Here is a 14,321-nt window from a genome sequence, read left to right as displayed (position 1 = left end):
TTTATGGCAAGTGAAGAAGCGAAATTTGTGGCGCGCGCGGAGCGTTTAGCTGGTTTTGGCGGTGTTGCTTCTGCGCAACGTTTTACTAATCGTTATGTGCTTCCACAGTTTGGGGAGCAGACACCGTACGGCTTGAAAACGCAAGATCCGTATACGAAACTGTTTGAGGATCGCATTATTTTCATGGGTGTTCAGGTTGATGACACTTCTGCTGACGATATTATGGCTCAGCTTTTGGTGTTGGAGAGTATGGACGCTGATCGCGATGTGATGATGTATATTAATTCTCCAGGCGGTTCCATGACTGCTATGACTGCTATTTACGATACTATGCAGTATATTAAGCCGGATGTTCAAACGGTTTGCTTAGGTCAGGCTGCTTCTGCTGCTGCCATTTTACTTGCTGCAGGTGCTAGAGGTAAGCGCATGATTTTGCCTAATGCTCGCGTGCTCATTCACCAGCCTTCAATGGGTCAGGATTTTGGCAAGGCTACTGAGATTGAGCTTCAAGCTAAGGAAATGTTGCGTTTGCGAGAGTGGTTGGAAGCTACGTTGGCTAAGCATACTGGTCAAAATATTGAGCGTATTCGCAAAGATATTGAGGTTGATACTATTTTGACCGCGCCAGAAGCGAAGGCTTATGGCATGGTTGATGAAGTGCTTGAGCATAGAGCGTAACGCGTAGAATATGCAGCAAACCCCGGTCGACACGCCGGGGTTTGTGTTTTACTGCGGATGGTTGTATATTAGTCAAGTTGCCGGAAACAAGAGCTTGGTTCTTGGAGTCGGAAAACATGCGCCAGTAGCCCAACGGATTAGAGCATCTGACTACGGATCAGAAGGTTGCAGGTTCGAATCCTGTCTGGCGCACAGGCAAGCGCGGAGCATCGGTTCCGCGCTTTTTTGTATGTTTTTTTTTACAGCTCAATGCGCGTTATCAAATCGAAGAATATGCCGTGATTAAAGTACGAGATAACATAAGTCGCAGTTGCGTTGAAGATGGAGCCAAAAACGGGAGCTGCTCTGGGGTTTAGCTAGCTTGTATGCTAGCGCTGCACTGGTTGCGCGTATTGGTTTCGCATGTCGTTTTCTCTTGTTCTGAGTACTCTGACTTTGGTGGCGCGTTTGGGCTTGTTGATAACCACTTGGGTAGCACCGTTTTGATTATCTATGGTTATGGGCCACTGATACCAAGTGCAAAGAGTTTTGGGCGTGACCCAGTTTTGCATACGAGTTAAAGAAGGTACATATGTTGAATAAGAAGTTCATTGCAACTTTGACTGCTACGGCCACGCTTATGAGCGGCGTTGTTTTTGCTGTCGCTCCAGCAACCGCCTACGCGGATGAGGCTACCAGCACTCAGACTACAGACGAAGATAATCAGCCTATTAAGTTCAAAGATCCTGTGCTGAAGCGTGCAATTGTAATGTATAACAATCAGCCTGATAACGATGAGATTACTAAGGCTCAAGCTAAAGAGATTAATAATATAAGCAATGTCTTTAGCAAGAACCCAATCGAGTCTGTGAGAAGGCTGCGTATCAACGATCTTTCAGATCTACGTTATTTCCCTAACGTTGAATATATCTGGCTTGAAGGTGTTAACGCTTCTGATTTGTCTCCATTAGCTAATTTAACGCATTTGAGAGAATTGCAATTTTCAGCTCCTAACATTTCTGATTTGTCACCGTTATCTGGTCTTAAGAATTTGAAGAAAATATATCTTTATGATAGTAAGGTTTCTGATTTGTCACCGTTGGCTGATTTAGCAAATCTTGAGAATTTAAGTATTGGTCTTAGCAATGCTCATGATTTGTCGCCGTTAGCCGGATTGTCGAAACTAAAGGATTTGAGTATTAATGTTGGTGACGCTTCTGAGTTGCCACCGTTGACTGGGTTAAATAATCTTGATAGTTTGAGTATTTCTGCTGATAAGGTTTCTAAGTTGCCTGATTTGTCTGGTTTGAAGAATCTGAAGTATTTGTATATTTATGCTGATAAGGTTTCTGAGTTGCCTGATTTGTCTGGTTTGAAGAATCTTGATCGATTGACTATTTCTGCTGATAAGGTTTCTGATTTGTCCGCGTTGAGCAATTTAACGAACCTTAATGATTTGGATATTACTGCTGGTAAGGTTTCTGATTTGTCTGCGTTGAGTAATTTGTCGAACCTTAGTGGCTTGACTATTAAGTCTGGTAAGGTTTCTGATTTGTCTGCGTTGAGTAATTTGTCGAACCTTAGTGGCTTGACTATTAAGTCTGGTAAGGTTTCTGATTTGTCCGTATTGAGTAATTTGAAGAATCTTTATACCTTGACTATTAAGTCTGGTAAGGTTTCTGATTTGTCTGTGTTGAGTAATTTGGCGAACCTTCATTATTTGGATATTGATGCTAGTAAGGTTTCTGATTTGTCCGCGTTGAGCAATTTGACGAAACTTATTAAATTGACTATTAAGGCTGGTAAGGTTTCTGATTTGTCCGCGTTGAGCAATTTGAAGAATTTGGAAACCTTGACTATTAAGGCTGATAAGTCTTCTGATTTGTCTGCGTTGAGCAATTTGACGAAACTTAGGGACTTGACTATTGATTCTAGTGATGTTTCTGATTTGTCGCCGTTAACTAGACTAAAAAATCTGCAAGATATACATATAGAAAATTCTACAATTTCTGATTTATCTCAATTGAATGGATCTAAGATATCTCGTTTAGGTCTTACTAATTCTACTATCAGTAAATTGTCACCATTATCAGATTTGCCTAACTTGAGTTTTGCTTATGTATCTCATATGCCTGTTTCAAGTTTGAAACCATTTGTTGGATTAGATTGTCATTTAGGGCTTAATACTGCTGGTATCGGGGATCAAGATTTCTCGATATTAAAGGATTTGTTAGTCGATGATCTAACAATTGATGACTCACAAGCTAAGTCACAGAATATAGATACTATTGCGGATTTGGTGACTGAAATTGAAGTGCACAGTACTAGTGTTCCTAGTGACTCTGTTCTTTCCCGCTTTGGTAAGTTGTGGATGATTAATGTTAATCCTTCGATTGATGATGATACAGTAAATACTTTATCTAAGAATTTCCCAGAAGTGTTTGTTAATGTCGACGATCAAATACGTCCTGATACTCCTGTTGATCATCATCCGCCGGTGGATCCTTCAGTAGATCCTTCAGTAGATCCGGATGTTGATTTTAATTTCGATGATTTTAATTTTGATGACATAGATCTGAGTGATTTTGATTTGAGTGATATGTCTGATGTGTCAAATGTGTCGGATGATTCAGATACTCCAGATGTTTCTGATGTAAGTGACACTGATGATTTCAGTGTTGATGATTTTAATTTCGATGACATCGATTTTAGCGACTTGGATTTGGATGATTTAGATTTGGGTGACTTTGGCGTGGATGATTCCGAAGCTGCTCCTGCTGTGCCTGCTGACTCTGCTAAGACCGAGGCTGCGCCTGTTTCGTCTGAAAATTCTGATGCTAAGTCTGATGCTAAGTCTGATGCTGAGGCTGCTCCTGCTGCCCAGGCTGATGTGGCTGCTCCAGCTATTGCTGAATAATCACCGAACGGTTTATTGCTCTGCTTCTTATTGCAGTGGAGTGATTGCATATAACTAAATAAAACAATTTAGTAAGGCGGTGGGGATTGCATCCTCGCCGCCTATTTTTATCAAAAGACGCGTGCTTGCTTGTCGTGTCAAACGACTTATAAATATTTGCGTGAATTCGGGCGTGTCGTTCCTGTTTATCCTGTAATCTATACCCGTAGGGCCTATGCTTATAGATAACTGCTTTGACGGCTAAAAATGGAATAATCTGTAAGCGCTGCGCTCCGTGAAGTAACAACAATATTTTGGGAATTAAAAAAGAAGGTGTACATGATGAATAAGAAGTTTATAGCGACCTTAACAGCTACCGCTACGCTGCTCGGCGGATTTACATTACTAGCAATGCCAACTACCGCTTATGCGAGTGAAACTGTGGTTGCCGAAACTACTGAAAATCCTAATACGCCTATTCAATTTACTAACAAAGCATTAAAGAAAGCAATACTTAAGCATCTGAATCAAGATATCAAATCTGGGGAAAAAATTGCTGAAATCACCCCTGCCAAGGCGTCAACAATTGAAGATTTGGGTTTATATAATAATGCAGATGAGGATATTGATATAACTGATATCAGTGATCTTAAGTATTTTACCAATCTTCGCATTCTTAAACTTGGTAACACTAATGTATCTGACATATCTGTTTTAAGTAAGCTGAAGAATCTAACAAATTTGCACTTGGATTTCACGAAAGTTTCTGACGTTAAGGCGTTGAAAGACTTAACAAACTTGAAAGTATTAGATCTTATCAGTACGAAAGTTTCTGACGTTTCTCCACTTGCTAGTTTGACCAACTTAGAACGTTTGCACCTTGATAATAATCCAAGCATTTCCAACGTTTCTTCTCTTTCTAAGTTGACTAATCTTGTGGCACTAGGTCTTGGCGGTACAAAGGTGACTGACGCTTCCGCTTTGTTGAAAAACAATACTAAGTTGGAATGGGTGAGTGTAAATTATTCGAGAGAATCTGCTGAGGCGTTAAAAGGCTTAAATAAACTAGGCAAACTTGATATTGCCGGTAATATAAGTGAAGAAGATAAGGAAGCTCTGCAGAAGGTTTTGCCTAATGGTGCGAAATTAAAAGTCGATGAAAATTCAGGCAAGGCAAGTGAATCTGTTTCTGAAGCTCCTAATCCTGCTGCTCCTAATCCTGCTCTCGATAATGTAGAGGGAGAAAATAAGCCTAATGATGTGCAGCCTGCGCCAGCAGTGCCTCCAGCTTCTAATCCTGCGGATTCTGCTCCAGTCGCTCCAGCAGCTCCTTCGGCTCCTGTAGTGCCAGCAAATTCCGGGAAACCAGCAAATTCCGAGAAACCAGCAGATTCTGAAAAGCCGGTAGAGGATAATAACGCTAAGGCAGGTGGCGACGCTGAGAAGCCAGCTGTTGCTGATAAGCCAGCAGCAGAGAAGCCAGCAGCAGATAAGGCTGAGACGGATGTTGAGAATGAAGCCGAAGTTGCCGCTGAAGCTGAAAAGAATAAGCCAGAAGATGATGCAAATCTCGATGAATTTAATTTCGATGATTTCAACATGGATGATATTGAATTTGATGATTTTAATATCGAAGATTGGCTGAATTCGAACGTAGAAAATGTTCAGGCAAGTGAGACGGTTGCAGACGATAACCTCAATGATTTCGATTTCAACATGGATGATTTCGATTTCAACTTCGATGACTTTGATTTTGAAGGTTTAGATTTGGACGATGCAAATCTCGGTGTGTGAGTTTTGGCTTGTGAGTTGCGCTTGTGAGTTGCGGCTTGTATGTTCTAACAGATAAAAGTTAGCTGGCAATTTTCAGCAGGCTTACTCTGTTATAAAGTTATAAAGCCGGATTTACATCCAAACTCACATCCAAACTCGCAGATAAACTTGCAGCTAGTTCCACAGCTAGTTTCGCAGCTAGATTTACGTCAGGCGGTAGAGCGTCCTACTCTGCCGCCTTTTATTATTCTTCGCGCACCATTAAGTGCACAATGAATGGCTGATGCCATTGCCTGTAAATAGATCCGTTATATATGGTTGAGGCCCCCTGGGTATACTGGGGAGAGGCAACACGTTGAGCAGATTATGGGTTACGTTGCCCGTAATAATGCAGTTGGGAGTTTTTTACAATTATGATAAGACGCAGTTGGAGAATAGCTCGCAATATTGCCAATAACGAGCGTATTTCTGGTTTGATTATGCTTGGTTTTGCTCTTACTGGCTTATTGCTTGCCAATATTCCCGTAACTGCGCCCGTTTTTGAAGCTATCTCGCATACTCAGATTGGTATTCCGTTTACAAATATACACATGTCGCTTGGTCATTGGGTTCAAGATGGTGTGCTTACCATATTCTTCCTTTCGGTTGGATTGGATTTAAAGCATGAGCTTATTGCCGGTTCTCTTTCCGATCCTCGTGCTGCAGCCATGCCTATGATTTGCGCAGTTGGAGGCATGATCGTTCCACCGTTACTTTTTGTGGCAACAGTAACCATATTTTCTGAACTTCATGCTGGCCAGGAGATTATGCGTCTTACTTCAGGCGCATTGCCTACGTTAGATATGGTTCGTGGCGGTTGGGCTATTCCAACAGCAACGGATATTGCTTTTTCTCTAGCTGTTCTTGCGCTATTTGCTAAAACGTTGCCTTCTGCGTTGCGAGCATTTTTAATGACTCTTGCCACCGTTGACGACCTCCTTGGCATAGCGCTTATCGCAGTATTCTTCTCCTCTCTCAATGCCTGGTATTGGTTTGCTGGGGTAGTGGTATGTGGTTTAATTTGGACTACTTTAGTGCGGTTAAAGCGTGTGCCATGGCCTCTGGTAGCGATAGTTGGCATTATGGCTTGGGTAATGATGTATGAGGCTGGCGTGCATCCGACGTTGGCCGGTGTAATGGTAGGGTTGCTTACTCCTGCTCATTTAGTGCATGGTGAAAAGTCACTTCGAGCTGAGCGTTACCGTGAAAAAATTCAGCCAGTATCTGCATTAGTTGCTTTGCCAATTTTTGCGTTGTTTGCTACTGGTGTTCATTTCGAGACACTTACGTGGGAGCTGTTCCTTTCGCCAATTTTGATTGCCATTACTATTGCTTTGGTAGTAGGTAAGCCGCTTGGCATTATGTTAACTGCTTGGTTTGCTCGAAAGTGCATCGGTTTGCGCGTGCCGTCCGGTTTGCGAGTTCGTGATTTGCTACCTACTGCATGTGCTTGTGGTATTGGTTTTACGGTTTCGCTTCTTATTGCTTCTCTTTCGTACTCTGATGCGGATTTGTCTGCTGAGGCTCGTTTTGGTGTGCTCGTTGCCTCGATTGTGGCAGCTGGCGTCGCAGGTTTCCTGCTTGCTCGCCAATCTAAGCATATGGAAGAAGAATTGGACGACGTAGACGATTAATTAAGCGTTTATTTTGGTAAGTTGTGTAATGTTATACAACGAGATTGTTAAGCATAACGTTACGTATAACGATAGTTATAAGGAGTAAAGTATGGACGACAAGTGCCAGGACTACTCTGCCGAAGTTCCTCCGTGGCATAAAACCTATCATTGCGGATCGGTAGTTATGAGAGGATCCATGATTCCTAAGGAAAGTACTACAGAAACATTACTTCGTAACAATAATAGTCAGCAGATTGCTTCGGGTGTTGGCGTGGAAGTAGATAAAAATTGGGATTGGCGCAGTGCCGACCCATGGCGTGCGCTGCGGATTCAGGCTGAATTTGTTGACGGTTTTGATGCGTTATCACAGCTTGGTAAGGCGGTAACTATTTTTGGTTCTGCACGCATACGAGAAAATGAGCCAGAATATGCTGCCGCACGCACTATGGGAGCGGAACTTGTAAAACTCGGTTTTGCTGTGATTACCGGCGGTGGTCCAGGAATCATGGAGGCTGCGAATCGTGGCGCTGCTGAGGCTGGTGGCACCTCAGTTGGTCTCGGCATTGAACTTCCACACGAACAAGGTTTGAACCAGTGGATTAATTTAGGAATGCAATTCCGTTACTTTTTCGTTCGTAAAACAATGTTTATGAAATATTCTTCAGGAATTATTGTGTGCCCTGGCGGTTTTGGCACTATGGACGAAATGTTTGAGGCTCTTACTTTGGTGCAAACGCATAAAGTTGCGAAAGTGCCGGTAGTATTGTTTGGAACTCAATATTGGAAAGGGCTTATTGATTGGCTTCAATCCACGGTAACGGATCGTGGATTGATTTCCTCCTTTGACCCGCATCTTTTCGCTATTACGGACGACCCTCTGGAAGCAGTGCGCATTGCGTCTGGTACTAATTAAGTTGTTAGCCGAGCCGCATTTTAAGCGAAAGTGACATTTTCTTTACAGTTGTGTATAAGTTTATATTGCAATTCGTTTAATGTGGCGCGAGTTTTGCGCGATGACCTGCTTTCGCGCAGCATTGCGCGCGCGAAGGCAACTCGGAGCGTGAGCTTGCTCAAGTTGAAAGCACGGTGTGCTTTCAACGCAAGCTCAGTAGCGAGCGCGTTACCCGCGCGAGCGTTCCTTCTCTCCTCGAACGTCCCGTCCTTCGTCGCTCTGACCGTTAGAGGCTTTTTATGTCTGCTTTGTTCTTTAAAGAATGTTGCTTCCTCAGTCCTCTTTTAGTTCTCGTAGAGAAATCCCCCAAACTCTGCGTGTTTAATCTTTAATAACCGTGTTTTATCGCAGAGATTTTTCGATTTTTCTTCTTCGCTCGGCTTGTCAGCAGCCTTCGGCTCTGACGTCCGCCTTCGTTCAGTGCGAAAAATCTCAAATCTCTACCACACGAATATCCACATGAATGAATAACGACGCAATCGGTTCAGTCCTGTGCAAGTATTGTGGCAAACTAGAACAGTACGTACTGGAGGTTGCAATGAGTAATGAGCTTGGTGATAACACTGCGCTTGTTACTTTGCGTATTTCGCGCTTTGTGCCGTGTGAAGAAACGCAAAATCCTGAAGATGAAGACGCTACTAAACTCGTGCGAAAGCGTCACGAAAGTCCATTTGCTCGAAAAAAGCGTAGCAACCCTTTTGCAAAAGTAGATTCTGCACAAAAAGAAGATAGCGCTGCTGAATCTTCCGTTCCTTCTGTGAAACGTATTCAAGGCAAGCATTGGGTTCAAGATTACAGTTTACGCGTTCGTTCCACGGATACTATTCTTAGCTGCTTGCTAACTATTAAGCGCACAATCGACCCGACTTTGGCTTTTCGCTACTCTTGTGGCCACGGAGTTTGCGGATCGGATGCTGCAAACGTAAACGGCATGCCAACTCTACTTTGCAGCGCAACAATAGGCGCGAACGCTCGTCCAGAAATCATAAATAACGTGCAATCTCGCGGATTTAGAAAAACCGGAACTGCAAGTAGTGGCGAAAGCTCAGCAAAATCGTCAATTCTACAAAAAGAATCTACGCAGACTGTAGCTCAAAAAAATGGAAGTTTCGGTATTATTGAGCTTGCTCCTCTTGCGGGATTTGCAGTTCAGCGCGATCTTATTTGCGACCTTTCGCCTATGGTTTCGCAAATAAAACGTTTAGAGCCTTACTTACAAGCAGCAGACGTTTCTGTGCGAAATGCCGAAGGAAAACTTAAGCTTATTGAGTTTTTGCAGCATCCTGAAGAGTTACAAAAGTTTGAGCTTTTAAGTAACTGCATTATGTGCGGTGCGTGCGAAGGAATATGCCCAATCTACGCCGGCGGCGAGGCTTTTATTGGACCTGCTGCTTTGATTAACGCTGCTCGTTTTATTTACGATTCCAGGGATAGTGAAACTGAGCATCGTCTTGATTTAGTAGATAGTAGCGATGGTATTAGCGCGTGTCAGTCGGTTCGTGCGTGCTCAAGGCAGTGCCCGCGCGGAATTGACGTCGGAGAAGAAATTTGGCAACTTACAACACTCGTGAACGAGCGCAAAAACTTGTAGCTTGATTATTGTTTTGACCACATTTGCCGGTAATTTCTCTCGCGTTTGGAGGGTTTGGTGTGGCGTATCGCTCCAAACGCGCGCGATTGTTGTCGCTTTGTTGTCGCTTTGTTGTTGCGCGCTCATATAAAACTTGGCGCATCCTCACGTTAGGCTTGAACTATGACCGACGCTTTATTTTTGTTAGACACTGACCATGATGATGCTCCAGTTTTAGCTGACGGTATTGAAGAAGGGTGGACTCTTACTCTTCCTTCCAATGTGAAACGTCACGCCCTATCCGCTATGCGTCTGACAAATGGTGATGTTTTGCAGCTTGCTGACGGCAAGGGACTTCGTATCCACGCCACGGTTACCGATGCTGACAATGGCCTGGTGCATGTGGATGCGTTTAGTAGGGAAGCAAAACAAACTACAAGGCTTGCTTTGGTTCAAGCGTTAGCAAAAACAGGGCATGATGAGCAGGCTATTGACATGGCAACACAAATTGGGGTTGATGAAATAATCCCGTGGTGTGCGGATCGCTCGATTGCAAAGTGGAAGCCAGGGCGTAGCGATAAACGCTGGAAACAAGTTCTGCAAGCTGCAACTGAACAGTCTCGTCGCGCATGGATGCCGGAACTTCAAGACTGCGTTTCGAGTAAACAAATTGTGGCAATATGCCGCAGAGCTTGCGTGCACGGCAATCTTGTAATTGTGTTGCATCAAGATGCAACTGACTGCTGGAGTCAAATTGAGAGTGCTGTAAATACGCTTACTGAGCGTTGCTTAAACGATGGGAAAGAACGAACTATATACGTGCTCGTTGGTCCTGAAGGTGGTATCAGCGATAATGAAGTATCCATGTTTGTTGAAGCAGGGGCGCATAGTTGCGTGCTAGGAAATAATATTTTACGTGCGTCAACCGCAGGACCAGTGGCACTTTCGCTACTTTCTCGCACGTTAGGGCGCTACGAATAGTGCAAAAATCATAAATAAAATGCCTTAAGTTTGTGTAAAATAGTGTGTAGTGTGCAGAATTACGCAAGTATTAAGCACGTATTTGTGATTTGAATAATAGCAAGGGGAGACCATGAGCAATAATTCATGCAATACCGCATATCATACTGAACCAGACTGCATTTTTTGCAAGATTATTGCGGGAGAAATTCCAAGCAGCCGCGTTTACGAAGACGAAACTGTTGTAGCGTTTAAGGATATCAATCCGCAAGCAAAGGTTCATGTGCTTATCGTCCCTCGCAACCATTACAAGAACGTTGCTGAGCTCGCAAAAGAGGCGCCTGAAACTTTGGCTCATATCGCACAAATCGCTCAGCATATTGCGGACGATAGTTTTAATGGTGATTACCGACTGGTGTTCAACACCGGCCTTGATGCTGGTCAAACGGTGTTTCACGTGCACGCTCACGTGTTAACCGGTGAAAAATTGGTAGAAGGCAGCTTGTAAATCGTGGCAAGTACTACTCGTTGTGTGCAAATCCCCAGCGAATTAAGCTCAGTCGCGGTATTGGGGGCGGCTGATTTGGGGCTAAGGGAAGTCGAGCACGCTTTTCCCGAGGCGGATATTACCGTTCGAGGTAACTGTGTGCAAATAGTTGCTCGTTCTGCAAGAGCTGACGAAGACGCTGCAAAGGCCGAGTATGCGCTTCGTCGCATGATTGATGCTGCATATGAGCAGCCTATGGATGCGCATGAAGTCAGGCGTATGCTTGAACGCGATATATTGCACAACAATGAGCATAATGTGCGAGTAGACCGCATAGGACATGGTGGCGGAGTATTGGCTAACAGTCTGAGTGGCACGTATAGTATGAGCAGTACTGGCTCAAGTTCAGAGAGTGAATTTTCGCGAAACGAAAGTGATTTACTACCTTCTAGTGAGGAAGCGCACCGTCGCGCAATGAGCAGAAGAGCGCGCGCAAGCAAAGGAGTTATTACTTTTGCAGGTGGCAATCCTGTACGAGCAAAAACAGCTGGTCAAACGGCCTACGTGCAGGCTATGGATTCACATATTGTAACTTTCGGTATTGGTCCTGCTGGTACGGGAAAAACGTATTTGGCTGTTGCTAAGGCAGTGCGAGCTTTGGAAGATGGTCGAGTGCGTAGGATTGTACTTACGCGTCCTGCCGTAGAAGCTGGAGAAAATCTTGGATTCCTGCCTGGCACTTTGAACGATAAAGTCGACCCTTATTTGCGTCCGTTATACGATGCGTTGTCCGACATGCTCGGAGCTACGCAACTTAAACGTTATTTAGATGAAAACGTTGTAGAAGTTGCTCCGCTTGCCTATATGCGTGGCCGCACATTAAACGACGCTTTCGTCATATTAGATGAGGCTCAAAACGCTACCGTTCAGCAGTTAAAAATGTTCCTCACACGCCTTGGTTTTAATACCACCATGGTGATTACGGGAGATAGTACACAAGTTGATTTGGCGGTACCGCGTTCCGGTTTAGTCTCAATTGAGCGGATTTTGGGCGATGTGCGAGATATTGCGTTTGTTCATTTACAGGCACAAGATGTGGTTCGGCATGCGTTAGTTGGTCGCATTGTGGAAGCTTATGAACAATATGATGCGATGCTTGCGCGAAACGCTAAAGAGCACAAACGACAAACGCAACAAACGCAGCAAACGCAAGCTTAGAATGTATCAGAACATTCTGCGAGAGGAATAATGAATAATCATGAGCATTGAAGTCATGAACGAAACGGTATGGAATATCGATGCCAAAATTTTCTCCGATCTTGGCATGTGGGTGTTGCAACAAATGAAAGTGAGCACACACTCAGATTTATCCATTACTTTCGTCGATCCAGAGCCAATTGCTTGCCTCCACGAACGTTGGATGAACTTAGAAGGCCCAACCGATGTTATGAGCTTCCCTATGGATGAGCTGACGCCAGGAAGTGACGACAAAGTTTCTGAAGGTATGCTCGGTGATTTAGTAATTTGCCCGTGGGTTGCTCAGCAGCAGGCGCTCGCAGCGGGGCACAGCACTATGGAAGAAATGTTGCTGTTAACTATTCACGGCATACTACATTTGCTAGGATACGATCACACCACTGCTGATGAGGAACGTCAAATGTTTGGTTTGCAACGACAGTTGCTGCTCACTTTCTTTGCCGCGCGTTCGGGCGAATTATTCGATGCAACGCTTCCTGAAGGTGCTATAAACGAACTGGAACGTTACGACGCTGAGCATGATTCAAATAATAAGAATAATAAGAGCAATAAGTCATGAACGATATTATAAAAATGTTAGCAAGTATGTCGTTTCCAGATTGGCCTGTACACGTGTGGTTTGGCTTAGCAGCGCTCGTGATATTGGCAATATTGTTGGTATGGTTGTCTCTTGCCATGGCTGCTGCAGAAGGTGCAATTCCTCGAGTGACTCGTGCAAGTCTCAATAATCTTATGATTGAGGCTCAGACGCGCGACGACGAGGGAAGCGCAATAGTTCGTATGCGTCGCATTTCTCGAATCCACAGAGTGAAAAAGTTGATTGCAGACAGATACGCAACGTCTGGAGCATGCGCTTTTGTGCGCGTATTGTGTAATGTTCTTGACGGTGTGTTGGTTGCGGTGTTGGCACACTGCTTTGATTCACCTTTGTGGCTTACACTTGTTATTGGCGTTGTTGTATCAATTGTTGTTGCGGTGATTTCTGTTCTTGTTCGTCCGCGGTCGGCAGGTGCAGCACAGCCAGTTGCTAAGTTGATGCGATTATCTCGTATTGTTTCGTTTGCCGTAATACTTACTCCTTTCGCGCATCTTGCTTCGGATGTTGATGTGACTTCGAGAAAGAAGCATGTCGATCTTTCTGACGATGAAGCTTTGGAAGATATTCAGCTCGACCAAGCGAAGGCGAGTATTGACAGGCTTGTGGAAGCGAACGACTTTGATCCGGAAGTTTCGGAAATGATGCGCAATGTGCTCACGCTTTCAGACACTTTAACCCGCGAAATTATGGTTCCTAGAACTGATATGATTTGCGTAAAAAGTGACGAAACGCTGGAAAATTTCCTGAAATTATGCTCTCGTTCCGGATTTTCTCGCGTGCCGGTTATTGGCGATTCTGTTGACGATTTAGTTGGTGTTGCGTATTTGAAGGATGCCGTGCGCGCTACTGTGTTTAATCCTGCGGCTTCAGTTCGAGCGGTTTCCACTATTAGTCGCGATCCTATGTTTGTGCCGGAATCGAAGCCAGTTGATGATTTATTCCATGAAATGCAGCGAATCCGTCAGCATGTTGCTGTAGTTGTTGACGAATACGGTGGTATTGCAGGTTTGGTGACGATTGAGGATGCTATTGAGCAGATTGTGGGTGAGTTGGAAGATGAGCACGATCGCACACAGCATGCGGATCCGGAAGAAGTAAGCGAGGGTGTGTGGCGTATGCCTGCTCGCACTCCTATTGCAGAATTGGAAGATATTTTTGAAGTTCACATAGACGAAGACGATGTGGACACGGTATTTGGTTTGCTCACTAAGTTGCTTGGTAACGTGCCGATTGTTGGTTCTAGTGCGGTTACGCGTGGGCTGAAACTAACAGCTGTGGACTCGGCTGGCAGGCGTAAGAAAGTTTCTACTATTTTGGTTGAACGCGATGTTAAGGGTTTGGAAGAGCCTCAAGATGAGCAAACTGAAAGTAGTAGTTCGGAGAAACTTTCGGAAAAAGTGCTTGAAAGTAAACAAACTAACGCGCTTAAGCAAGCAAGTACTATGAAACAAACGAATTTACTTAAGTAAGTAATTTTAAATAAATAATCTAAAATAAGTAATCTAAAATAAATAAC

General features: G+C 44.1%; 10 protein-coding genes, 1 tRNA gene and 1 pseudogene. All 12 read left to right on the top strand.

Annotation, left to right across the window (positions count from 1 at the left end):
* The first annotated feature begins 3 nt into the window (after positions 1–3).
* On the top strand, positions 4–678 hold the full coding sequence (locus tag HXT56_RS03185; protein WP_421778428.1) for an ATP-dependent Clp protease proteolytic subunit: 675 nt from the start codon (positions 4–6) through the stop codon (positions 676–678).
* A 118-nt stretch (positions 679–796) separates the two neighbouring features.
* Positions 797–870, top strand: a tRNA-Arg gene (locus tag HXT56_RS03180).
* A 379-nt stretch (positions 871–1,249) separates the two neighbouring features.
* The gene (locus HXT56_RS03175; RefSeq protein WP_421778427.1) at positions 1,250–3,574 is read left to right on the top strand and encodes a leucine-rich repeat domain-containing protein; all 2,325 of its coding nucleotides are present in this window, start codon (positions 1,250–1,252) and stop codon (positions 3,572–3,574) included.
* Between the two features lie 318 nt (positions 3,575–3,892).
* Positions 3,893–5,347, top strand: a complete 1,455-nt coding sequence (locus HXT56_RS03170; RefSeq protein ID WP_421778426.1) for a leucine-rich repeat domain-containing protein — start codon at positions 3,893–3,895, stop codon at positions 5,345–5,347.
* A gap of 392 nt (positions 5,348–5,739) precedes the next feature.
* A pseudogene (locus tag HXT56_RS03165) lies at positions 5,740–6,978 on the top strand (Na+/H+ antiporter NhaA); the annotation flags it as partial.
* Positions 6,979–7,090: 112 nt separating this feature from the next.
* A complete protein-coding gene (locus HXT56_RS03160; protein WP_116711810.1) occupies positions 7,091–7,894 on the top strand; it encodes a TIGR00730 family Rossman fold protein in 804 nt (267 codons plus the stop codon).
* Between the two features lie 577 nt (positions 7,895–8,471).
* A complete protein-coding gene (locus HXT56_RS03155; protein WP_421778425.1) occupies positions 8,472–9,524 on the top strand; it encodes a succinate dehydrogenase/fumarate reductase iron-sulfur subunit in 1,053 nt (350 codons plus the stop codon).
* 162 nt (positions 9,525–9,686) lie between these two features.
* Positions 9,687–10,484, top strand: a complete 798-nt coding sequence (locus tag HXT56_RS03150; protein ID WP_421778424.1) for a 16S rRNA (uracil(1498)-N(3))-methyltransferase — start codon at positions 9,687–9,689, stop codon at positions 10,482–10,484.
* 112 nt (positions 10,485–10,596) lie between these two features.
* Entirely contained in the window at positions 10,597–10,971 is a 375-nt protein-coding gene (locus HXT56_RS03145) for a histidine triad nucleotide-binding protein (protein WP_250309469.1), read from the top strand.
* Positions 10,972–12,168 (top strand): PhoH family protein, encoded by a 1,197-nt coding sequence (locus tag HXT56_RS03140; protein WP_421778477.1) that lies wholly within the window; start codon positions 10,972–10,974, stop codon positions 12,166–12,168.
* Between the two features lie 40 nt (positions 12,169–12,208).
* The gene (gene ybeY, locus HXT56_RS03135) at positions 12,209–12,766 is read left to right on the top strand and encodes an rRNA maturation RNase YbeY (protein ID WP_421778423.1); all 558 of its coding nucleotides are present in this window, start codon (positions 12,209–12,211) and stop codon (positions 12,764–12,766) included.
* Positions 12,763–14,274, top strand: coding sequence for a hemolysin family protein (locus HXT56_RS03130; RefSeq protein WP_421778422.1), 1,512 nt, complete (start codon positions 12,763–12,765; stop codon positions 14,272–14,274). Before ybeY ends, HXT56_RS03130 begins: the two co-directional genes overlap by 4 nt.
* Positions 14,275–14,321: the final 47 nt, after the last annotated feature.

The sequence above is a fragment of the Gardnerella nova genome, from assembly GCF_049244055.1.
Lineage (GTDB): Bacteria > Actinomycetota > Actinomycetes > Actinomycetales > Bifidobacteriaceae > Bifidobacterium > Bifidobacterium vaginale_H.
The sequence above is the reverse complement of the archived record's forward strand: the minus strand, read 5'-3'. Positions and strand labels throughout refer to the sequence as shown.

Coding starts and splice junctions, on each gene's coding strand:
- HXT56_RS03155 (WP_421778425.1), top strand. CDS start 8,472: ATGAGTAATGAGCTTGGTGATAACACTGCGCTTGTTACTTTGCGTATT.
- HXT56_RS03130 (WP_421778422.1), top strand. CDS start 12,763: ATGAACGATATTATAAAAATGTTAGCAAGTATGTCGTTTCCAGATTGG.
- ybeY (WP_421778423.1), top strand. CDS start 12,209: ATGAGCATTGAAGTCATGAACGAAACGGTATGGAATATCGATGCCAAA.
- HXT56_RS03170 (WP_421778426.1), top strand. CDS start 3,893: ATGATGAATAAGAAGTTTATAGCGACCTTAACAGCTACCGCTACGCTG.
- HXT56_RS03150 (WP_421778424.1), top strand. CDS start 9,687: ATGACCGACGCTTTATTTTTGTTAGACACTGACCATGATGATGCTCCA.
- HXT56_RS03185 (WP_421778428.1), top strand. CDS start 4: ATGGCAAGTGAAGAAGCGAAATTTGTGGCGCGCGCGGAGCGTTTAGCT.
- HXT56_RS03145 (WP_250309469.1), top strand. CDS start 10,597: ATGAGCAATAATTCATGCAATACCGCATATCATACTGAACCAGACTGC.
- HXT56_RS03175 (WP_421778427.1), top strand. CDS start 1,250: ATGTTGAATAAGAAGTTCATTGCAACTTTGACTGCTACGGCCACGCTT.
- HXT56_RS03160 (WP_116711810.1), top strand. CDS start 7,091: ATGGACGACAAGTGCCAGGACTACTCTGCCGAAGTTCCTCCGTGGCAT.